Source organism: Azohydromonas lata NBRC 102462, from assembly GCF_001571085.1.
In the GTDB taxonomy this organism is placed as follows: domain Bacteria; phylum Pseudomonadota; class Gammaproteobacteria; order Burkholderiales; family Burkholderiaceae_C; genus Azohydromonas; species Azohydromonas lata.
This window is the reverse complement of sequence record NZ_BCTC01000018.1, coordinates 22,901-43,476: the sequence shown is the minus strand read 5'-3', so window position 1 is coordinate 43,476 and position 20,576 is coordinate 22,901. Positions and strand designations below refer to the sequence as shown.

General features: G+C 69.1%; 15 protein-coding genes. 6 read left to right on the top strand and 9 right to left on the bottom strand.

Going from position 1 to position 20,576, the window contains the following annotated elements; genetic code table 11:
- The first annotated feature begins 13 nt into the window (after positions 1–13).
- Positions 14–3,130 (top strand): efflux RND transporter permease subunit, encoded by a 3,117-nt coding sequence (locus ALA01S_RS09030; protein WP_066335001.1) that lies wholly within the window; start codon positions 14–16, stop codon positions 3,128–3,130.
- A 56-nt stretch (positions 3,131–3,186) separates the two neighbouring features.
- The gene (locus ALA01S_RS09025) at positions 3,187–3,621 is read left to right on the top strand and encodes a hypothetical protein (RefSeq protein ID WP_066334997.1); all 435 of its coding nucleotides are present in this window, start codon (positions 3,187–3,189) and stop codon (positions 3,619–3,621) included.
- Between the two features lie 7 nt (positions 3,622–3,628).
- On the opposite strand, the gene ALA01S_RS09020 is transcribed toward ALA01S_RS09025, so the two are convergent.
- Positions 3,629–4,696 carry an alpha/beta fold hydrolase gene (locus ALA01S_RS09020; protein ID WP_157118864.1) on the bottom strand — a complete coding sequence of 356 codons (1,068 nt, stop codon included), beginning with the start codon at positions 4,694–4,696 and terminating at the stop codon, positions 3,629–3,631.
- A gap of 195 nt (positions 4,697–4,891) precedes the next feature.
- Between ALA01S_RS09020 and ALA01S_RS09015 the strand changes: the two genes are divergently transcribed.
- Together ALA01S_RS09015 and ALA01S_RS09010 are read left to right on the top strand one after the other, a co-directional pair.
- Positions 4,892–6,727: a GGDEF domain-containing protein gene (locus ALA01S_RS09015; RefSeq protein ID WP_169805885.1), complete on the top strand. Its 1,836-nt coding sequence runs from the start codon at positions 4,892–4,894 to the stop codon at positions 6,725–6,727.
- Positions 6,728–7,095: 368 nt separating this feature from the next.
- A complete protein-coding gene (locus tag ALA01S_RS09010) occupies positions 7,096–8,895 on the top strand; it encodes a galactose oxidase early set domain-containing protein (protein ID WP_169805884.1) in 1,800 nt (599 codons plus the stop codon).
- Here the strand turns inward: ALA01S_RS09010 and ALA01S_RS09005 are convergent.
- Positions 8,882–9,775: a ketopantoate reductase family protein gene (locus ALA01S_RS09005; RefSeq protein WP_066335092.1), complete on the bottom strand. Its 894-nt coding sequence runs from the start codon at positions 9,773–9,775 to the stop codon at positions 8,882–8,884. The two genes, ALA01S_RS09010 and ALA01S_RS09005, sit on opposite strands and share 14 nt — an antisense overlap.
- Before the next feature lie 363 nt (positions 9,776–10,138).
- Between ALA01S_RS09005 and ALA01S_RS09000 the strand changes: the two genes are divergently transcribed.
- Positions 10,139–11,251, top strand: a complete 1,113-nt coding sequence (locus ALA01S_RS09000; RefSeq protein WP_157118862.1) for an exonuclease/endonuclease/phosphatase family protein — start codon at positions 10,139–10,141, stop codon at positions 11,249–11,251.
- Between the two features lie 161 nt (positions 11,252–11,412).
- A complete protein-coding gene (locus ALA01S_RS08995; RefSeq protein WP_066334988.1) occupies positions 11,413–12,564 on the top strand; it encodes an exonuclease/endonuclease/phosphatase family protein in 1,152 nt (383 codons plus the stop codon).
- A gap of 22 nt (positions 12,565–12,586) precedes the next feature.
- Here ALA01S_RS08995 and ALA01S_RS08990 read toward each other — a convergent pair whose 3' ends face one another.
- The 7 genes from ALA01S_RS08990 to ALA01S_RS08965 form a co-directional block, all read right to left on the bottom strand.
- Positions 12,587–13,114, bottom strand: a complete 528-nt coding sequence (locus tag ALA01S_RS08990) for a hypothetical protein (protein ID WP_157118861.1) — start codon at positions 13,112–13,114, stop codon at positions 12,587–12,589.
- A 40-nt stretch (positions 13,115–13,154) separates the two neighbouring features.
- Entirely contained in the window at positions 13,155–14,273 is a 1,119-nt protein-coding gene (locus ALA01S_RS08985; protein ID WP_238455739.1) for an extracellular catalytic domain type 2 short-chain-length polyhydroxyalkanoate depolymerase, read from the bottom strand.
- Positions 14,274–14,548: 275 nt separating this feature from the next.
- Complete coding sequence (locus ALA01S_RS08980) at positions 14,549–14,800, bottom strand: YbdD/YjiX family protein (RefSeq protein WP_084267363.1); 252 nt, start codon at positions 14,798–14,800, stop codon at positions 14,549–14,551.
- Complete coding sequence (locus ALA01S_RS08975; RefSeq protein ID WP_066334980.1) at positions 14,797–16,860, bottom strand: carbon starvation CstA family protein; 2,064 nt, start codon at positions 16,858–16,860, stop codon at positions 14,797–14,799. The genes ALA01S_RS08980 and ALA01S_RS08975 overlap by 4 nt, the downstream gene beginning before the upstream one ends.
- Positions 16,861–17,019: 159 nt before the next feature.
- Positions 17,020–17,658, bottom strand: a complete 639-nt coding sequence (ptuB, locus tag ALA01S_RS31635; RefSeq protein WP_084267362.1) for a retron Ec78 anti-phage system effector HNH endonuclease PtuB — start codon at positions 17,656–17,658, stop codon at positions 17,020–17,022.
- A complete protein-coding gene (locus ALA01S_RS08970) occupies positions 17,659–19,110 on the bottom strand; it encodes an AAA family ATPase (RefSeq protein WP_066334978.1) in 1,452 nt (483 codons plus the stop codon).
- A 141-nt stretch (positions 19,111–19,251) separates the two neighbouring features.
- A complete protein-coding gene (locus tag ALA01S_RS08965) occupies positions 19,252–20,478 on the bottom strand; it encodes an amylo-alpha-1,6-glucosidase (protein WP_084267361.1) in 1,227 nt (408 codons plus the stop codon).
- Positions 20,479–20,576: the final 98 nt, after the last annotated feature.

Sequence of the window (20,576 nt, the reverse complement as noted above, 5' to 3'; positions counted from 1 at the left end):
AGGGGCCGCGCGCATGTTCGACCGCATCATCCATTTCAGCCTGCGCCAGCGCCTGTTCGTGATGGGCGCGGCGCTGGCGCTCATGGCCTTCGGCCTGATCAGCCTGCAGCGCATGCCCGTGGACGTGTTCCCGGCGCTGGACAAGCCCACGGTGACGCTCATGACCGAGGCCGGCGGCATGGCGCCGGAGGAGGTGGAGCAGCTCGTCACCTTCCCCATAGAAGCCGGCATGAACGGCATGCCCGGCGTCACGCGCGTGCGCTCCACGTCCGGCATCGGCCTGTCGGTGGTCTACGTCGAGTTCGAGTGGGGCACGGACATCCACCGCAACCGCCAGCAGGTCAGCGAGCGGCTCAACCTCGTGCGCGAGCAACTGCCGCCCGGCGTGGTGCCGCAGCTTGGTCCCATCGCTTCCATCATGGGCGAGGTGCTGCTGCTGGCGCTGCCGGCCGATCCGGCGCAGGTCAGTCCCATGGCGGTGCGCGACTACGCCGACACCGTGGTGCGCCCGCGCCTGCTCACCCTGCCCGGCGTGGCGCAGGTGGTGACCATGGGCGGCCAGGTGCGCCAGTGGCGCGTGGAGGTGAACCCGGCGCAGCTCAGCGCCCTGGGCGTCACGCAGGAGCAGCTCACGGCCGCGCTGCGCGACTTCGGCGCCAACACCAGCGGCGGCTTTCTCGAAGCCCAGGGCCGCGAGCTGCTGATCCGCCAGATCGGCCGCAGCACCGACGTGCAGGCGCTGCGCAACCTGGTGGTGGCGGTGAGGGACGGGCAGCCCATCCTGCTGCGCCAGCTCGCCGACGTGCAGGTCGCGCCCGCCGTCAAGCGAGGCGACGGCAGCTATGCGGGCAAGCCGGCCGTGATCCTCTCGGTGCAGAAGCAGCCGGACGCCGACAGCGTGCGCCTCACCCGCGCGGTGGAGCAGGCCATGGAGGCGCTGGCGCGCAGCCGGCCGCCCGGCGTGCAGGCGCCGCAGTTCCTCTTCCGCCAGGCCGACTTCATAGAGCGCTCCATAGGCAACGTGGCCGAGGCGCTGCGCGATGGGGCGGTGATGGTGGCCATCGTCCTCTTCGCCTTCTTGCTCAACGCGCGCACCACGCTGATCTCGCTGGCGGCCATCCCGCTGTCGCTGCTGGTCACGGCGGTGGTGTTCCGCTGGCTCGGCCTGTCCATCAACACCATGACGCTGGGGGGCCTGGCCATCGCCATTGGCGAGCTGGTCGACGACGCCGTGGTGGACGTGGAAAACGTGCTGCGCCGCCTGCGCGAAAACCGCGCGCTGAGTGAACCGCGGCCGGTGCTGGAAGTGGTGGCCGACGCCTCCAAGGAGGTGCGCTCCGGCGTCGTCTACGCGACGCTGATCGTGGTGCTGGTCTTCCTGCCGCTGTTCGCGCTGCCGGGCATGGAGGGGCGGCTGTTCACGCCGCTGGGGCTGGCCTACATCGTTTCCATCCTGGCCAGCATGGTGGTGGCCACCACCGTCACGCCCGTGCTGTGCTTCTGGCTGCTGCCGCGCATGAAGCGCTTGCACGTGGGCGACAGCCCGCTGGTGCGCCGGCTCAAAAGCTGGGACGCGCGGCTGCTGGCCTGGTCGTTCAGGCACGACCAGGCGCTGCTGTCGGCGGCCGGCCTGGCCGTGGTGCTGGCCGCGCTGGGGGCGTTGAGTTTCCCGCGCACCTTCCTGCCGCCCTTCAACGAGGGCACGCTGACGGTGAACGTGCTGCTCAACCCCGGCACCTCGCTGGAGGCGTCCAACCACATAGGCACGCTGGCCGAGCAGCTCGCGCTGCAGGTGCCGGAAGTCACGCACGTGGGCCGGCGCACCGGCCGCGCGGAGCTGGACGAGCATGCCGAGGGCGTGCACTACACGGAGATGGACGTGGACCTGCGCCCGTCCGGGCGCCCGCGCGAGGCCGTGGTGCAGGAGCTGCGGGCGCGGCTGGCCGTGCTGCCGGCCTCGGTGAGCGTGGGCCAGCCGATTTCGCACCGGCTGGACCACCTGCTCTCCGGCGTGCGCGCGCAGATCGCGCTCAAGGTCTATGGCGACGACCTGGACACGCTGCGCGGCCTGGCCGAGACGCTGCGCGGCCGGCTCGCCGCCATCCCCGGCGTGGCCGACCTGCAGGTGGAAAAGCAGGTGCTCATCCCGCAACTGAAGATCCGGCTGGACTACGAGGCCGCCGCCCGCTTTGGCGTGGCGCCCGGCGCCGTGCTGCGCAGCCTGGAGCAGCTCATCGAGGGTGAGCGCGTCACGCAGCTCATCGACGGCCCGCGCCGCATGGACCTGCTGGTGCGCCTGCCGGAAAGCGCCCGCGGCGCGCAGGCGCTGCGCGATCTGCTGATAGCGACGCCCACGGGCCCCGTGCCGCTGTCCGCCCTGGCGCAGGTGGAGGAGGGCGAAGGCCCCAACCAGATCGGCCGCGAGAACGCGCGGCGGCGCATCGTGATTTCCGCCAACGCGGGCGGGCGCGAGCTGTCGGCCGTGGTGGGCGACATCCGCGCGGCGCTGGCGGCCACGGCGCTGCCGGCGGGCTACTTCACGGCGCTGGAGGGGCAGTTCCAGGCGCAGGAGGAGGCGTCGCGGCTGATCGCGCTGCTGGCGCTGGTGTCACTGACCTTGATCTTCGGCGTGCTGTATGCGCGCTACCGCTCGGCGGTGCTGGCGCTCATCGTGATGGGCAACATCCCGCTGGCACTGGTGGGCAGCGTGGCGGCGCTGTGGCTGACGGGCCAGCCGCTGTCGGTGGCGGCGCTGGTGGGCTTCATCACGCTCACGGGCATTGCCACGCGCAACGGCATCCTCAAGCTGAGCCACTGGATCAACCTGTGCGCGTTCGAGGGCGAGCGTTTCGGCGACGCGCTGATCGTCCGCGGCTCGCTGGAGCGCCTCACGCCCGTGCTCATGACGGCGCTGGTGGCCGCCTTCGCGCTGGTGCCGCTGCTGCTGTCGGCCGACGCGCCGGGCAAGGAGGTGCTGCACCCGGTGGCCGTCGTGATCTTCGGCGGCCTGGTCAGCTCCACGCTGCTGGACACCCTGTTGACCCCCTTGCTGTACCGCCGCTTCGGCCGTGTGCCGACCGAGCGGCTTCTCGCCGCGCGCGAGGCGGGCACGCCCGCGCAGGCCTTTTGACGCGTTCCCAACCCCCGTTGTTTGACTTCTTTCCCAACCCGACCAGGAGAAATGCCATGAAAGCCCTCCCATCCCTCATCGCCGCGCTGGCCCTGGCGCTGGGCGGCGCCGCCTTCGCGCACGATGACGCGACGCTGGACAAGATGAAGGCGGCCAACGGCGGCCAGTTGCGCGCCGCCGGAGCGCAGCACTACGAGCTGGTCGTGGCGCCCCCGGGCAGCAAGGGCGAGGCGCTGCCGGTGGCCGTCTACGTCACCGACCATGCCGGCGCCAAGGTGCCGGTGGCCGGCGCCAGCGGCAACGTCACGGTGCTTTCCGGTGGCCAGAAGGCCACGATTGCGCTGCAGCCCGCGGGCGACAACCTGCTCAAGGGCAGCGGCGCCTACGTGCCGGGGCACGATCTGAAAGCCATCGTGTCCGTGACGCTGCCGGGGCAGCCGGCGGGGCAGGCACGCTTCGAGCCGTTCGGGGGCGGCGGGCACAGCCACTGACACTCGCCTATACCGCCCGCTGCGCCCGCGCCGAGCCGATCTCCACCACCGGCGCCAGCGCCGCCTCGGCCAGCGAGCTCGACGTCGCCACCAGCGGCTGTGACATGTGCCAGGCGTCGTAGAGGCCTTCCATCACCGCCTGCGTGTGCGTGTGGTGGACCATGTGGCCGGCGCCGGGCACCAGGTGCAGCCGGGTCTGGGGCAGGCGCTCGTGCAGCCGCTGCGACTGCCAGCGCGTCATCACCAGCAGGTCGCCTTCGCCGGCCACGACCACGGTGGGCACGGCCAGCGCTCCTTCGCGCCGGCGCTGCTTGATGCCCTCCCAGATCATCATTCCCGACTCCGCCGCGCTGGCCTGCAGCGTGTGCGGCCGCAGCGACATCCAGGTCGGAAAGCGCTGCTTGAACGCCTGCGGCACTTGGGCCGGGGCGAAGATGCGGCGCAGCATCAGCGGCCACAGCAGGCGGCCGAGCAGCGGCGAGACGGTGTGGCGCATCAGCGGGCCGATGACCGGCAGCGCGGGCAGGCCCATGAGCGGCGCGTCCAGCCGCGCGCTGGGCGTGTAGTAGCCCGCCACCAGCACCAGCGCGCGCAGGGCCTGCGGCTCGGCCAGCGCCATGGACAGCGCCACCATGGAGCCCCAGGAGTGGCCCAGCACCAGGGGCCGCTGCACGTCCAGCGCGCGCAGCGCGTCCAGGAAGAGCCGCGCCTGGGCGTCCGGCGTCCAGGGGTGCCCCTGGTCCGGCCGCTCGCTGTGGCCGTAGCCCGGGCGGTCGAACACGTAGACGCGGAAGTGCCGCGCCGCGTGCGCCACCAGGCCGCTGATCTCCATCTCCACGGCCGAGGCGCCGTTGCCGTGCAGCAGCACCAGCGGGGGGTGCGCCGCGTCGCCGTGCACCGTGTAGTGCAGCCGCAGGCCCTGCACCTCCACGAACTGCCCCTGCGGCGGGTTTTGCGCCTGCGCCCGCGCCGTCATGACGCGCGTCACCGCCCAAGAGGCGCCGAGCACGGCGGCGGCGCCAAGGAGGCGGGCGATGGGTTTGAAGTTGCGGCGGTCCGTGATGCCGATGGCCATGGGAAAGCCCTCCGGTGAGTTGGTCAGGGGTGTCCCGCGGCAACCGCCATACCCGTCTTGTTGCAGTGCATCACGGCCAGGGGTCTTTGCCGCGGCGTGAACGATTTGCTGGAACCCGCCATGTTCAAGGCGCTGTTTGCGCCTTCTTGTTCCATGTCAAGCGAGGCCGCGCGCCCAACGCTTAGGCTGCCGGCCATGATCCGAGCGTCGCGTCGCCAGTCCGGCAGTTCGTTGGCCGACGCGCACTGGGGTTCGAGCTTGGCTTCTTCCCCGGGCGCGGCGCAGGTCGAGCGTGCACGTCTGCTGTGGCCGGCATGGGCCGCCCTGCTGGCCCTGGCCTGCGCGATCTGGCCGGCCGCGGTGCACGCGCAGGCGCAGCCCGCGGCGGGCGGCCAGCCGCTGCAGGCGGTGACGCTGCAGCTCAAGTGGAAGCACCAGTTCCAGTTCGCCGGCTACTACGCGGCGCTGCAGCAGGGCTACTACCGCCAGGCCGGGCTGGACGTGACGCTGGCGGAAGCCGGACCCGAGCAGGACAGCGCCACCCCGGTGCTGGAGGGCCGCGCCCAGTACGGGGTGGGCGACTCCAGCCTGGTGCTGCTGCGCCAGTTGGGCCGCCCGCTGGTGGTGCTGGCGGTCGTCCTGCAGCACTCGCCCAACATCTACATCGCGCGCGGCGAGGTGGACCACGTGCACGCGCTCGTGGGCAAGCGCGTGATGCAGGAGGCCTCGGCCGACGAGCTCTTCGCCTACCTGCACAAGGAGGGCGTGCACCCGGAACAGCTCAGGTTCGTGCCGCACGACTTCAGCGCCGCGGACCTGCTCGCGGGCAAGGTGGATGCCATCTCCGCCTACTCCACGGACGAGCTCTTCGACGTGCGCGCTGCCGGCAAGCCCTTCACCGTGCTCACGCCGCGCTCGGCCGGCATCGACTTCTACGGCGACAACCTCTTCACCACCGAAGAGGAAATCCGCCAGCACCCCGCGCGCGCCAAGGCCTTCCGCGAGGCCAGCCTCAAGGGCTGGCAGTACGCCATGGCGCATCCGGAGGAGGTGGCCGACCTCATCCTGGAGCGCTACAGCCGCCGCCACGGCCGCGAGCACCTGCTGTTCGAGGCCAGGGAGATGCAGCGCCTGATGCAGCCGGAGCTGGTGGAGATCGGCCAGGTCAATCCCGGGCGCTGGCTCCACATTGCCGAGGTCTACCAGGAGCTGGGCATGCTCAAGAGCACGGAGCTCAAGGGCTTCATCTACAGCCCGGCCGCGCCACGGCCGTCCAGGCTGTACGTGGCGCTGGCCGTGTTCGCGGCGGCCACGCTGGTGTTGGGCGGCGTGGTGGCCTACCTGCGCCGGCTCAACCACCGGCTGCGCCTGGCGCACTCGGCGCTGCAGGCCCGCGTGCACGAGATCGAGGCGCTGCAGGCCCGGCTGCACGAGCAGGCCGTCCGCGATCCGCTCACCGGCATGTTCAACCGCCGCTACATGGACGAGACGCTGGAGCACGAGCTGGCCCGCGCGCGCCGCTACCACTACCCGCTGGCGCTGGTGATGCTGGACGTGGACCACTTCAAGCGCGTCAACGACACCTTCGGCCATGCCGGCGGGGACGAGCTGCTGCGCCGCCTGGGACGGCTGCTCAGGGAGAACTGCCGGGGCGGCGACATCGCCTGCCGCTACGGCGGCGAGGAATTCATGCTGCTGTTGCCCGGGCTGGACGAGCCCGCGCTGCACGAGCGCGCCGAGTTCTGGCGCTGCAGCGTGGAGGCGCTGTCCATCACCTACGGCAGCGCCACCTTCCACGTGACGGCCTCGATCGGCGTGGCCGTCTTTCCCAGCCACGCGCAGGACGTGCCCTCGCTGCAGCGCTGCGCCGACCGCGCGCTCTACACCGCCAAGACCGGCGGGCGCAACCGCGTGGTCTTCGCCCAGCCGGCCACGGCCCAGGATGCCGGCGCGCTGTCGCTGAACGCCGCACCGTGCCGCGCCGCTGCGGCCTCATCTGCCGAATCTGCTGCAGCGGCCTCCACCGTTTGATCCTGCGCCGGCCTTGCCGCACTGCCGCGCGCCTGGAGCTTTACAAGGCGGCAAACAAATCTCGCCTTGCGTGCAATTGCAAGTGTTTTGAATTGATCCGAGTTTTGTGATCTGAAAAGCGCAGCAATTCGTTCGTGCACTACATGAAGAGACCTGGGATTCTTCTGGGTTTACCGGGTGAATCACGAGAAACATGCCGCCACAACCCCCGTCGGGATGTGGGGTGTTTAAGGAATTGAATATTCAGCAAGGTGTCGGACCTTGGAAGCGGTCCCGCAAGGGGCCGGCAGATAATGAAACGCAGGCCCGATACGATGATCCGACAAAATCCTCTGGTTATTTTTGCGACCCGTCTTCCCCGGCAAGCCTTGTACCTTTCGATCGTGGCCGCGCTGGCGGCCTGCGGCGGTGGCGGGGGTGGCAGCACGGGTGCGGCGCCCGCGAATACCGGGAGCACCGGCAATACGCCAAGTACCGACAATACGCCGAGTACCGGCACTGGTACGGATGCCGGCACGCCCACCAATACGCCCTCGGTGGACGTGGAGGAAACCGACGTGGACGCGCCGGTGGATTTCGGCTCCGGCCCGGTGAGCACGTCCACCGTGCTGGCGGAAACGCTCAGGCAAATGGCCGCCAATGGCGACCTCATGACGGTTTACCGGCCGCAAGCCACTTCCAGCGCGGCATTCACGGCCGGCGCCTTCGGCCCCGCCGTGGCCTGGCCCGTGATGCCCATTCACATGGTGCTGCTGCCCGACGGCCGGGTATTGAGTTATGGCACCGACGACAAGGGCGTGCAGGGCGCGCAATTCAGTTATTCGGTCTGGGACCCGAACTGGAATCCTAACCTGCCGGGTGAAGCCAGCTCGCCCCATCAATTGCTTGCCAACACCACGGGCACGGATTTGTTTTGCAGCACCCAATTGATATTGCCCAGCAATGGGCAGGTGTTGTTGGCGGGTGGCGATCGTATCGTCAACGGCAAGCGCAATTATGCCAATGGCGACCTGAATTTCTTCAACCCGGCCGACAATACCGTGCGCAAGGAGGCCACGCCCATGGCCGCGCGCCGCTGGTACGCCACGGCGGTGACCACGTCGCAGGGCGAGGTGGTGGTGATGGGCGGGCGGGACGATTTGTATTATCCCGGCACCAAGACCATCCCCGGCACCAGCGTGAGTTATGCCACCACGCCGGAAATCTACGTGCCCGGCACGGGCTGGCGCACCCTCGCCACGGCCAAGAGCGACGCGGTATTCGGCGCCGTCAACGGCAACAACTGGTGGTATCCGAAATCGTGGCTGGCGCCGGACGGCAAGATTCTCACCATCACGCACGAGGGCAATTTCCACGCGCTGGACCCGGCCGGCACCGGCACGCTCACGCAGTTGACCGGCAAGCTGCCCGGTGCCAACTGGAATTTGCCGTCGCTGATGTACGCGCCGGGCAAGATACTTTCGGTGCGCAACGACAATATCGTGTCGCTGGTGGACATCAACGGTGCGCAGCCTGTGATCTCACGCACCACCAACCCGATCAGCACCGGCCGCAAATGGGGTTTTGCCACCGTGCTGGCCGACGGTTCGGTGTGGTTCAACGGTGGCTCGGTCAATGCCAACGCGCTGGCGGATGCCGTCAAGACCACGGAATTGTGGAATCCGGCCACGGGGCAATGGACCATGGCGGCCAACGCGCAAAAACCCCGCATGTACCACAACGCCTCGCTGCTGCTGCCCAGCGGCGCGGTGCTGACCGGCGGCGGCGGATCGCCCGGGCCGGTGCGCAATCTCAATGCCGAGGTGTATTTCCCGCCCTATTTGTTCAACCCCGACGGCAGTTGGGCCGCGCGGCCGGTGGTGAATGCGGCCCCCACGGCGGTGAGCCGGAACAGCAGTTTCGCCGTCACCATGGGCAATACCACGGCGGTGGAAAAGGTGGTGATGGTGCGCACCGGCTCCGCTACCCATTCCTTCAACAACGAGCAGCGCATCAAAACCCTGCCGTTCACCCAGAGCGGCGCGGCGCTGACGGTCTCGGCGCCCACCAGCGCCACGGAAATGCCGCCGGGCTATTACCTGATGTTCGTGCTCCAGAAAAACCCGCTGGCCCCGGCGGACGCGAACCGGCTGGTGCCTTCGCAGGCGCGCATCGTCAAGCTGTCGTGACGGCGCAGCGCCCCTCCAGCAGCTTCACCAGCGCGTGCAGCAGCCGGTTGACCGGGGTGGGAATGCCCAGCGCGGCGCCGCGGCGCAGCACGTAGCCGTTGAGGTGGTCGATTTCGCTGGGCTTGCCGCGGGCCACGTCCTGCGCCGTGGAGGAGACCTGGCCCGGCATGGTCGACGCGATGCGGCGCACGGCGGCGTGGAGGTCGCCGGGCACCTGCACGCCGTCGGCGGCGGCCACGGCCAGGCACTCGGCCACCACGTCGTCCAGCGCTGCCGGCACGCCCTCGCCCTGCGCCAGGCGGCCGTAGGGCATTTGCGTGATGGCCGACAGCGCGTTGTAGGCGCAGTTGATGACCAGCTTGGCCCACAGCGCGCCGCGCACGTCGTCCGACACCTCCGTCGGGATGCCGGCCTCGCGCAGCAGTTGCGCCACCGCCTCGCTGCGGCGGCCGGGCTCCAGGACCAGCTCGTTGCGGCCGAAGTGGCGCACGTGCCCGGGCCCGGCCATGCCGGTGGCCACGTAGACCACCGTGGCCGCCACCTCGTGCGCGGGCAGCGCGGCACGCAGCCGCTCGGCGTTGTCCACGCCGTTCTGCATCGACAGCAGCACCGCATCCGGTGACAGGTGCGGCGCGAGCTGCGCCGCGGCCGTTTCGGTGTCGGTGGACTTCACCGTGAACAGCACCAGCGAGGCGCCGCGCACGGCGGCGGCGTCGGTGTCGGCCTCCACGCGCAGATGTCCATCGAAACCTTGCATTTCCAGCCGAAGGCCTTGTTCGCGCACGGCCTGCACGTGCTGCGGCCGGCCTATGAGCACCACCTCGTGCCCCGCGCGCGCCAGCAGCGCGCCATAGAAGCAGCCCACGGCGCCGGCCCCCATGACGGCGATGCGCGTGGCCGGCGCGCCGCCCGCGGGGGCGTGCGGCGTGGTGGAGGCGGTGGGTGGGGTCGGCGGCATGGCGGCGGCTCAGGTGGTTGTGGACGGGCGGCCATGGTAGGCGGCTTGAGTGCAAACGCTGCGCAGGGGCGGGGCCCATGCACAACGCGTCGGCGACAACCCGCAAAGGCCCGCCCTTCGCACGGTGCTGTCCAGCGCCATCCACGTGCAGGGGTGGGTTCGCTGAGCCCGCCCCGTGGTGGAAACGCCTGGAATCACCCGCCGCCAGGCCCCCGCGCCACCATCCTCACGCTGCGCCGCCGGCAAGCACGCGTGGCGGCGGTCAGCGTGCGAGGAGCATCGAGCATGCACAAGCGATTTCGCGGGAGGGTCCTGGCCATGCTGGCCGCCGTCGCCGCCTGGCCCATGGCCGGCCAGGCCCAGACGGACACCGGCAGCACCTTGGGCGTGATGACCTACAACGCCGGCCAGGGCACGGATTTCGCCGCGCTGCTGCGCGCCCGCGATGCCGAGAGCTACCACCTGGCCGTGGCCCAGACGCTGCGCCAGGTGCAGGCCACGCAGCCCGCGGCGCGCATGCGCGCCGTGGCGGCGCAGATTGCCAAGGTGCGCCCCGCGCTGGTGAGCCTGCAGGAGCTCAACCGCTGGAAGACCGCACCGTTCAACCCGGCCACCGGCCGTTGCGCCGCGGGCACGGTGAGCCTGGACATGCTGCAGGACCTGCGCGAGGCGCTACGCGCCCAGGGCCTGGACTACCGCGTGGCCGCGCAGGTGGCGGCCTTCAACCCGCGGCCGCTGCTGGGCCGGTTCGGCGAGGGCGCGCTGCAGTGCGTGCAGGTGCTCGGCCGCAACGTGATCCTGGCCCGCGCCGGGCTCTCCAACACCGTCTTCCAGTGGCGCAATCCGCGCGCGGGCCGGCTGGACGCGCCCGCACAGCCCCAGGACGACGGCAGCGGCACGCCGGCGCCCGTGGGCACCGTGCCCACGGGGCAGGCCTGGGTGTCGGTGGAGGCGCAGCTGAGCGGCCGCTGGCTGCGCCTGTTGGGCGCGCAACTGGACGAGCGCGACGCCCAGCGCCGCCGCGACAACGGTGCCGCGCTGCGCGCCGTGGGCGCCACCGGTGCGCTGCCCGTGGTGCTGGCTTTCTCGGCCAACGCGCAGGCCGCGCCGGCCCCGGCCGATGACGTCTACACCGACTTCATCGCCGCCGGCTGGATCGATGCCTGGCAGCTGCGCCACCCGGGCCTGGCCGGCTACACCTGCTGCCAGGCGCCGTCGTTGGACAACCGCTTCTCGCGCCTGTCCAGCCGCACGGACCTGGTGTTGCTGCGCGGCGCGGTGCAGGCGCCGCGGCTCAGCCTGGTGGGCGCCTGGAACGAAACGCGCACGCCCACCGGCCTGTGGCCCTCGGACCACGCCGGCGTGATGGCCCAGGTGGTGCCGGACACGGCGCCCTGACGCCGCGCGGCGCCCCCGGGAGCGCTGCGGTCCGCGCTCCGTCCCGCCCTGGTTCCGCTTGACGCCGCTCAAGGCGCCGCCTGCCCCCGCGCGGGCACCATGGCGCCCCGCCGCCGCACGGCCCCCGTGCGGCGGCCCGCCATCGGAAAGGACTTGCATTCATGACCGGAAACCGCCGCCGCCCGGGGCCGGCCGCCCTGGTGGCCGCGGCGCTGGCGCTGGGCCTGCCGGCGGCGCGGGCCCAGCCGCAGCCGCCTGAAGCGCTTCAACCGGCCGCGGACGCCGGCCCGCTGCGCGTGATGACCTACAACGCCGGCGCGGGCACGGCCTGGACGCCGCTGTTCTTCTCGGTGGACCTGCTGACCTACGTGGACGCCGCCGGCCGCGTGCTGCGCGAGGTGCGCGCCACGCAGCCGCACGCACGCATGCGCGCGCTGGCGGCCCAAGTGGCCCAGGCCGCGCCGCACCTGGTGGCCGTGCAGGCGCTGGGCCGCTGGTCCACCGGCACGCTGGCCCTGCACGGCCTGCGCTGCGGGCCGATGAAGGTGGAAATCGACATGCTCGCGGCACTGCTGCAGTCGCTGCGCGCGTTGGGCCGGCCCTACCGCGTGGCGGTGCAGGCCGCGCAGTTCGAGCTGCCGCCGCTGCCCGCGCGGCCGGCGCCGGGCGAGCTGCGCTGCGTGCAGGCCAGCGAGCGCGTGGTGATCCTGGAGCGCGCCGACCTGCCGCGCGGCGCCACTGCCCGCCCGCAGCGGGGCCGCCTGGACGCCCCGGCGCCGCCGCCGGCCCTGGCCGCCGCGCCGGGCACGGCGCAGGTGGGCGTGTGGCCGGGCGGGCGCGCCTGGGTGTCGGTGGATGTGCGGCTGCCGGGCGGTGCCCTGCGCTTCGTGAGCGCGCAGCTCGCGCGGCTGGACCCGTTCACGCCGGACGAGCGCCGCCAGGACGGCGAGCTGCTGCGCGCGCTGGCCGAATCCAGCCCGCTGCCCGTGGCGCTGGCCTTGTCCAGCACCGTCCCGGCCGCGCCGCCGCCGCCGGACGAGCTGCAGGCGGACTTCCTGGCCGCGGGCTGGCGCGACGCCTGGGCGCAGGCCCAGCCGGCGCAGTTGGGCGCCACCTGCTGCCGGGCGCCGTCCATGGACGACACGGACCCGCAGCTCTCGCGCCGCAGCGACGTGCTGTGGCTGCGCGGCGCGGTGCAGCCGCGTGCCGCCCGCCTGGCGGGTGCCGCGGCAGCGGACCGCACCTCGGCCGGCCTGTGGCCCTCGGACCACGCCGGCGTGGTGGTGGAGCTGCAGACGGCGCCCGCGCGCTGACGCGCGAGCGCCGCTGGTGCCGTCAGCCCCGCGCCTGCGCCCGCTTGCGGGCCAGCCACCAGCCGGTGTCCACCATCACCGCGTCCATCCACTCGGCCATGTTGAGCTGCCAGCTCGACACGTTGGCCTGCGCCTGTTCGGTGTAGTTGATCTGCATGGACAGGTAGTTGGAGACGCTGCGCGCCTGCTTGAGCTCGCCCATTTCCTTGCCCAGCTCGACCCAGTCCCTGACGCTTTGCGCCTGCACCGACCACCAGCGCTGCACCGCCGCGCCGGCCAGGGCCCAGGCTTCCTGGGCGGCGTTGGGGTCGTTGGCCAGCGAGGGCAGCGCGGCGCCGGCCTCCGCGGCCCGCGAGGCGTAGCCGGAGGCCTCGTGCGCCAGCGTGCTTTGCAGCATCTGCAGTTGCGCCAGCGGCACCAGGGGCAGCGGTACCCGCGCCGGGTCCTGGGCGTCGGGCATGGCGGCCTTGGCTGCCTCGATCTGGGCCTTGAGCCAGTCGTCGGCCCGCGAGCCGCGGGCCTTCATCATCGTGTTCTGTACGGTGCTCATCGTCGTGCGTGCAAGGAGTTGAAGCGGTCGTTGCGCCGGCTCAGGCCGTTGCGGCCGCAAGCTTGTCGCGGCGCGCCTTGGGCGCGTGCTTGCCGCCCAGGCGCTGCAGCATGCCGTGTATGGCCTTGATCTGTATGGCCTGCTGCGAGTAGTAGTCCGGCGAGTCCACTTGCGGGCAGGTGTAGCCCCACCAGTCCCAGCAGCCGTTGGGGTTCTGCACCGCGGCTTCGTTGCGGCTCTCGGCCTGGGGGTACAGCACGACGATGTTGTTGGCGTCGGCCAGCTCGTTGTAGCCGGTGGTCGTGTAGTAGCGGTTGCCGTAGGGCGCGTCGCCCGTGCGGTTGATCTTGCCGTTTTCCATGGGCACGAAGTTGTAGCCCTGCATGCAGCCGTGCAGGACGACGTGCACCCGGCACGGCGCGCCTTCTTCCACCGCCTTGGGCACGTAGGCGTAGCCGTAGGCGCTCATGCTGGCGCGGTTCTCGTGGTTGAAGAACTCGCGCTGGTCGAAGCGCACGATGCGGCCCGTGGGCGCATGCTTGGGCCGCTCCAGCCGGCCATAGATGTGGTCCAGGATGTCCCAGCTCTGCATGTGCGTCCAACGGTTGATGTAGGGCGGCCGGTTCTCGCCTATCGGGTTGTCCTCCAGGTTGCTGGTGAGGATGGAGTGGCCCGCGGGCACGTCGTCCACGAACTCGATGTCCTGGTTGGCCACGCCCAGCGCCTCGTAGAAGGCGCGCGTGGTGCGCACCACGCAGGAGTCCACCACCTTGTCCTCGCTGCCGGTGAAGATGTAGACCTTCTGCCCGGCCAGGTTGGACAGCGGATCGATCAGCCCGCGCTTTTCCGTCTCGCGCGCCAGGCCCACCAGGCGCTCGGAATCCGGGCCGGTGTAGGGCGTCAGCGGGTTCATGCACACGTACAGCGCGTTGAGCAGGTAGGCGTCGTCCGCGATGGGCGCCGCGGCGCGGAAGGACTCGGCGCTGCGGTACGGGCCACCCGCGATCACGCCCGCGCCCACGAACAGGGACGAGTGCGCCAGATGCAACTGCACCGTCATGAAGGCGCCCGACGACAGGCCGGACACAGAGCACTGGCTCAGGTCGGCGTTGAGGCTGGGCAGGGAATCGGCTGGCGGCGCGGCCATCGTGTCGAGCATGGGCTTCTCCAAGGGGGAACGAATGGGCCGGCGCATGGGCACGCCGGCCGAATGCGCAACCGCCAGGCACGCCTTCACTGCCTGGCGGCGGGGTTGCGTTACAGCCTATTACGTTTGCTGCATTGCAGCATGGGCGCAAGGGGTCGTCAAGCGACCTCTTGCGGCGGCTTGCAAAAATGCCTGGCCGGCAAACAGCCCCTGCGCGCGGGCAAAGCTTTCACCACGGCGGCGGCGCTGAAGACGCCTCGCCTGGCCGAGCCCGCCCTCTCAAGCCCTCAGCAGCAGCGCATGCCGCCTGAGCCGCCGCCGTAGCGGCGGTCTATGGCGCGCTTGAAATAGTCCTCGCGCGAGAGCACGGGCTCGCCCGGGTGCGTGGCCGCGGCGTGGGCGAGGTAGCGCTCGTAGTCCGGCATGCCGAACACCTGGCGGCAGGCGCTGCACGCGCTGCGCCAGCGCGCGGCCAGGCTGGTGAAGGCGTCGGCGGCTTGGGCGCCGCCGTCCTGGTCCGGGGTCGCTGGCGCGCTCATACGGCCGCCTGGCGCGTGGAGACGGGCGGAATCTCGTGCGCCGTCGGATGCGGCTTGCGCCGCGCCTGCAGGCAGGTGCGCAGCGCGAAGAAGCACATCGCCACCACCAGCAGGACGAAGAAGCCGCACACCACCGCGTCCAGGTAGTTGTTGAAGGCCACGCGCTGCATCTCCGCCACGGTCTTGGCGGGGGCCAGCACCGTGCCCTGCGCCGCCGCGTCGCTGAACTTGTGGGCCAGCGCCAGGAAGCCGATGGACGGCGAGGGATGGAAGATCTTCTGCACCCCGGCCGTGAGCGTCGTCACCAGCAGCCATGCGGTGGGGATGAGCGTGATCCACACGTAGCGCCCGCGCTTCATCTTCACCAGCACCGTGGTGCACAGCAGCAGCGCGATGCCCGCCAGCATCTGGTTGCCCACGCCGAAGAGCTGCCACAGCGTGTTGATGCCGCCCAGCGGGTCGACCACGCCCTGGTACAGGAAGTAGCCCCACAGCGCCACGCAGGCCGCTGTGGCCAGCAGGTTGGCCACGAGGTTGTCGGTGTTGCCGAACGGCTTGTACACGTGGCCCAGCATGTCCTGGATCATGAAGCGGCCCACGCGCGTGCCCGCGTCCACCGCGGTGAGGATGAACAAGGCCTCGAACAGGATGGCGAAGTGGTACCAGAACGCCTCCATGGACTTGCCGCCGAAGGCCTGCCCCAGGATCTGCGCCATGCCCACGGCCAGCGTGGGCGCGCCCCCGGCGCGGGAGAGGATGGTGGATTCGCCGATGTCGCGCGCCGTCTGCGTGAGCACGTCCGGCGTGATGACGAAGCCCCATTCCGAGATCACCCGCGCCGCGTTCTCCGCCGTGGTGCCTATGACCGCTGCCGGCGCGTTCATGGCGAAGTAGATGCCCGGGTCCAGCACGCAGGCGGCGGTGAGCGCCATCAGCGCGACGAAGCTTTCGGTCAGCATGCCGCCGAAGCCGATGAGCCGCATGTGCGACTCCTTCTCCACCATCTTGGGCGTCGTGCCCGACGAGATGAGCGAATGGAAGCCGCTGACCGCGCCGCAGGCGATGGTGATGAAGAGGAAGGGGAAAAGCTTGCCGGAGAACACCGGCCCGCTGCCGTCAATGAAGCGCGTGGTGCTGGGCATGCTCAGCAGCGGCGCGACGAAGTAGATGCCGAGTGCGAGCGCAACGATGGTGCCTATCTTCAGGAAGGTGCTCAGATAGTCCCGCGGCGCGAGCATGAGCCACACCGGCAGGCTGGCGGCGATGGCGCCGTACACGATGAGCGCCCAAGCCAGTTGCGGCCCGTTGAGCGTGAACATCGGCCCCCACGTCGGGCTTTCCGCCACCACGCGGCCCAGGAAGATGGAGCCCAGCAGCAGCACCACGCCGAAGGCCGAGGCCTCGCCCACGTGCCCCGGGCGTATCACGCGCATGTAGATGCCCATGAGCAGCGCGATGGGGATGGTGGCCGCGATGGTGAACAGCCCCCAGGGGCTGCCCGTGAGCGCCTTGACCACCACCAGCGCCAGCACGGCCAGGATGATGATCATGATGGCCAGCACGCCTATGGAGGCCAGCGTCCCGGCCAGCGGGCCCAGCTCCATCTTGATCATCTCGCCCAGCGACTTGCCGTCGCGCCGCACCGAGGCGAAGAGCACGATGAAGTCCTGCACCGCCCCGGCGATGACCACGCCGGAAAGAATCCACAGCGTGCCGGGCAGGTAGCCCATCTGCGCCGCCAGCACCGGGCCGACCAGCGGGCCGGCGCCGGCGATGGCCGCGAAGTGGTGGCCGTAGAGCACCCACTTGTTGGTGGGCACGTAGTCCAGCCCGTCGTTGTGGCGCATGGCGGGCGTGGGCCGCGAGTCGTCCAGGCCCAGCGCGCGCTCGGTGATGAACTTGGAATAGAAGCGGTAGGCGATGAAGTAGACGGACAGCCCCGCCGTCACCAGCCACACCGCGTTGACGGCCTCGCCGCGGTGCAGCGCCAGCGTGGCGAACGAGAAGGCGCCGACGAGCGCCACCACCGGCCACACGAGCACGGACACGAGCTTGTTCATGGTCTCCTCCGTCGTTTGCGCGGCTGGGACGCAAACAACAGCGCCCACCGGCCAGGGCGACGGGGCAATCGGTGTGCACGGGCGGGGCGGGGAGAACCCCGTGTCGGTGCCGCAGACGGCCAGCCTGCCGCCGGTCTGCGGAATAAGGTCAGCTGGAACTCAGAAATTTCGGCTCAGCACGTGCCTTATCACCGTGGCAAATGGCTGGCCGGCCGTCTTCTCAATTTCCTCCTGCACCAGCGCCTGTAACTCTTCTTGGGACAGTTGGCTCGCCAATTCGGCGAGACATTCGGCTGTTTCTACGTAGTCTCTTGCCGCCTCACGGCGCATGCTCCGCAAAGGCCCATGCTTGGCATCGAGATTGAGAATACGCAAGGTTTCCTCCGCCCTATGCTGGTCCCGAGGTGAGATGCCACGGCGTATGCCTATGTTTCCTTCAACCGTAAATACGAAGAAATTATCAGGGTCTTCAATGTCAGGCTTTACCAAGTCTGCCGGATCATAGAGTGGTAATTTATCCTTGTAGTCGCCGCATGTGCCCTTGCGCAAACAGGAGCCAAATAGATTGGCCCAAGCGAACGTCAATGACGGATTGCGATCTCGTTGAACAAAATGCTCAATATGCCGTTTTTTGGGCGCAATTGCGCATTCGCAATAGGCGCAGCGGGCGCCCTGCATGGCGTCGAGCTCAACCCAGATTTCCTGTTTGTCCGAGGACGATACAGCGTCCCAGTTATCGCGCCCGTGTTTGTAATTGTTGAGGCAACGGGGTGCCGTGCCTCTGTTCAACTTGTGCATTCAGGATGCTCTCCTGGCATTGGGAAATCTCTTCTTCATGCTCTCCAGGCGAATCATGCGGTCGCAATCCAACATGACCGGATGGTTCGAACCAAAATGAGCCTCCAGGGCTGACCGCAAATTCAAGCCCTCGTCGGAGTTGTGCAGGTTTTGGACGATCAATTCATGGTATTGAGCCAGCATTTTGGCTTCCGGCACGTTGGGTACCGGGTCCACGCCCATGATGCGGGCCAGTACGTCGGAACTGGCCACGCCGCGGGTTTGCACGTCCACGGTCTGAATGCCGATATGTATCCCGTCCGCGCGATCGCCTAGGACCGGCCCAATAAGACGGATGCATTCAGCGTCCACGCTGGTGAGCACTTGAGGGCTGTGTGTCGTGACTATGAATTGAGTGGCTGGAAAAGCTTTCAGGAGATCGTCCAATACCCGCTGCTGCCACGATGGGTGCAAATGAACGTCAATTTCATCCACCAGCATGATGGCTGGCGCCATGAGTGGGGCAGATTCTGAAGAGTAATCCTCATACCCAGCTTCCTGCCCGAGGCGACTCCACGCCTCCCACACCTTGTCCAATGACGACGGCTCCAAATAATCCAATTGCGGATTGCCTAAGGCCATACGCCGCGCAAAATCAAGTCCCAGCGCCAACATGCTCTGGTAACCCTGGCTCAGTTGCGAAACTTGCAGCGGGGCTCCGCCTCCTGAAGGTTCGACGACAAGCTTGTGATCGCGATTGAAATGGGGGTTTTCGTAGGCGCCTCCAAGCAATTTTCCAATTGTCGCCCTTACGGCATCGAGCGCTCTGGACGGCATGTATTCAGGGTTGGGGCGCCCCTTGTTGGCCCGCAATTCTGCAGCCTCTTCTGCATCGAACCACTTGAGCATTTCCTTGAAATCGCTCAACGGCTCCAGCGCATCCACCAACGCGGCCGTTGGATAGTTGTAGTTGGCCTGTGTCGAATGAAGACGTTCCGGGATTTTGATGTAACCCCGTCTGGCCCCGTAATATGCAAAAACCGGCAGCAACTCGGGTTCGCTGGAATTGAGGCTGCCGCTGATTTTTTCCAGGTAAGAAGTCAGGGAGGCTTCGCCAAATTTCTCCTCCGGCGTTTTCCCCGCCATGGAAGGCTGCCAAACGTCCCAAACCAAATCATCCTGAGCACGAACAATGATTTGCGTGGTGTCGCTGGCATTCCAGCGTTCGCGGCCGGCGCGGACCTCCGGACCGACGAGACGAAAATCACTGTCCTTGATGCGCACGCCCTTGAGACGCTGGTTGGCGGAGGACAGGTGCCGCAACACCGGCGAGAGCCCAATGGCAATGGCGTCCAGGATGGCAGTCTTGCCGGCGCCGTTGTCGCCAATCAGCACGGTCAGCCGCGGGTGCAACTTCACGTCCAAGTGCTCAAAGCACCTGAAATCCCGCAGTGAAATGCTTTTGAGGCGCATGGCGATCCAAAACGGCGTGAGTCGGGCTGGAGATGGTTCAAGCAGGAATTGAAGAAAGCCCCCATGCGGGGGCCTTCTACAAGCTTGCGGCCAATGATACCCGCCGCATGTCCGGCGCCTTGAGCCGGTAAATCGTTGATTTCACATGCAAAACTGCCCCGTCTCCAGCGCGTTGAGCGCCGTCAGGAACGTCGCCGCATTCCAGCTCTGCCCCGCCATGCCGCAGGGTTTCAGGGTGCGGCCGTGGAACCACTCCGTGAAGCGCCAGTCGGCCGCGGCGTTGGCCTGCGCCAGCTGGACCAGCTCGCGGCGCGCCAGCTCGCGCTGGCCCATGAGCGCCAGCGCCATCACGTAGAAGCCGCCGATGAAGGGCCAGATGCCGCCGTTGTGGTACTGGTGCGGGTGGTTTTGCTGGTGGCGCGCCATGTACTGGCGCCACAGCTCGTGGCCTTCGTCCATCGGGTTGAGCACGGCGCGGCCGGGGTAGGGCGTGCCCGCGCCGCCGGAGCGCAGCGTCTTGAGCACCTGCTGCGCCATGGAGTCGCCCGCCAGCCCGTACAGCACCGCCAGCACGTTGCCCAGCACGTCGCCCTCGTCGCCCGCGAACGACAGGTTCACGAAGCTCAGGTACAGCCCCGGGCTCGCCTTGCCCCGCCGCGCGTAGTGGCCCATGAGGCGGCTGCGCTTGTACTGCGGCAAGTCGCGCTGGAACGGGTGGAACAAATGGTTGAAGTGGTGGCGCGTCTCCTCCCACTGCGGGAGCTCGTACAGCGACTTCACGCGGAACCACAGCGCGTTCGTGTAGAGCACGTAGCCGGAGCGGGGCATGATGTCCGCCCAATCGCTGGCCTCGTTTTGCTGCAGCAGGAAAAAGCGCTGGTGCTCCTGGGCCTGCAGCCACTGGAGGGCCTTGTCCACCTCGGCCTGCCAGCGCGTTTTGAGCGCCGCATCGCGCCCCTGGCGGCGCACGTGGTCCACGGCGATGAGCCACCACAGCGTGGCGTCTATGCAGCCCAGGTACCAGAAGTCGGCCTCGGTGCCGGCGGGGTCCACGTACTTGGGAATCTGGCCGTTGGGCGCCTGGCCGCGGGCCAGGGCGTCCAGGCTGGCGATGGCGCCGGCTTCGAGCTCGGCGTCGCCGCTGCCGGCCATGGCCAGCACGCAGATGGCCGCGTCGCGGCCGAACACGCGGGTGTAGCTGCGCGACTCGGCCAAGGCGCCCGGCGTGGCCGCCAGCACGCCGCCGGCGGTGGTGTTGCGCCTGAGCAGTTGCAGCGATGCCTGGCGGCAGCGCTCCAGCAGCGCGGCCTCGTCGGCGGTGGTGGCCGGCGAGGGCTCGGGGTCGTGGGCGTCCTTCAAGGTCAACATGGGCAGAACTGCTGGCGTGGTCATGTGTTGGGCGGCATGGTCGCGTGCGCGGCCCGCGTTCAAACGCCCAAATGGCAGGCCTTGACCTGCCAGTTCAC

What these genes read in the sequence shown, in the direction of transcription:
- ALA01S_RS09030 (WP_066335001.1), top strand. Translation starts at nt 14, where the DNA reads ATGTTCGACCGCATCATCCATTTCAGCCTGCGCCAGCGCCTGTTCGTG.
- ALA01S_RS09025 (WP_066334997.1), top strand. Translation starts at nt 3,187, where the DNA reads ATGAAAGCCCTCCCATCCCTCATCGCCGCGCTGGCCCTGGCGCTGGGC.
- ALA01S_RS09020 (WP_157118864.1), bottom strand. Translation starts at nt 4,696, where the DNA reads ATGGCCATCGGCATCACGGACCGCCGCAACTTCAAACCCATCGCCCGC.
- ALA01S_RS09015 (WP_169805885.1), top strand. Translation starts at nt 4,892, where the DNA reads ATGATCCGAGCGTCGCGTCGCCAGTCCGGCAGTTCGTTGGCCGACGCG.
- ALA01S_RS09005 (WP_066335092.1), bottom strand. Translation starts at nt 9,775, where the DNA reads ATGGGGGCCGGCGCCGTGGGCTGCTTCTATGGCGCGCTGCTGGCGCGC.
- ALA01S_RS09000 (WP_157118862.1), top strand. Translation starts at nt 10,139, where the DNA reads ATGCACAAGCGATTTCGCGGGAGGGTCCTGGCCATGCTGGCCGCCGTC.
- ALA01S_RS08995 (WP_066334988.1), top strand. Translation starts at nt 11,413, where the DNA reads ATGACCGGAAACCGCCGCCGCCCGGGGCCGGCCGCCCTGGTGGCCGCG.
- ALA01S_RS08990 (WP_157118861.1), bottom strand. Translation starts at nt 13,114, where the DNA reads ATGAGCACCGTACAGAACACGATGATGAAGGCCCGCGGCTCGCGGGCC.
- ALA01S_RS08985 (WP_238455739.1), bottom strand. Translation starts at nt 14,273, where the DNA reads ATGCTCGACACGATGGCCGCGCCGCCAGCCGATTCCCTGCCCAGCCTC.
- ALA01S_RS08980 (WP_084267363.1), bottom strand. Translation starts at nt 14,800, where the DNA reads ATGAGCGCGCCAGCGACCCCGGACCAGGACGGCGGCGCCCAAGCCGCC.
- ALA01S_RS08975 (WP_066334980.1), bottom strand. Translation starts at nt 16,860, where the DNA reads ATGAACAAGCTCGTGTCCGTGCTCGTGTGGCCGGTGGTGGCGCTCGTC.
- ptuB (WP_084267362.1), bottom strand. Translation starts at nt 17,658, where the DNA reads ATGCACAAGTTGAACAGAGGCACGGCACCCCGTTGCCTCAACAATTAC.
- ALA01S_RS08970 (WP_066334978.1), bottom strand. Translation starts at nt 19,110, where the DNA reads ATGCGCCTCAAAAGCATTTCACTGCGGGATTTCAGGTGCTTTGAGCAC.
- ALA01S_RS08965 (WP_084267361.1), bottom strand. Translation starts at nt 20,478, where the DNA reads ATGTTGACCTTGAAGGACGCCCACGACCCCGAGCCCTCGCCGGCCACC.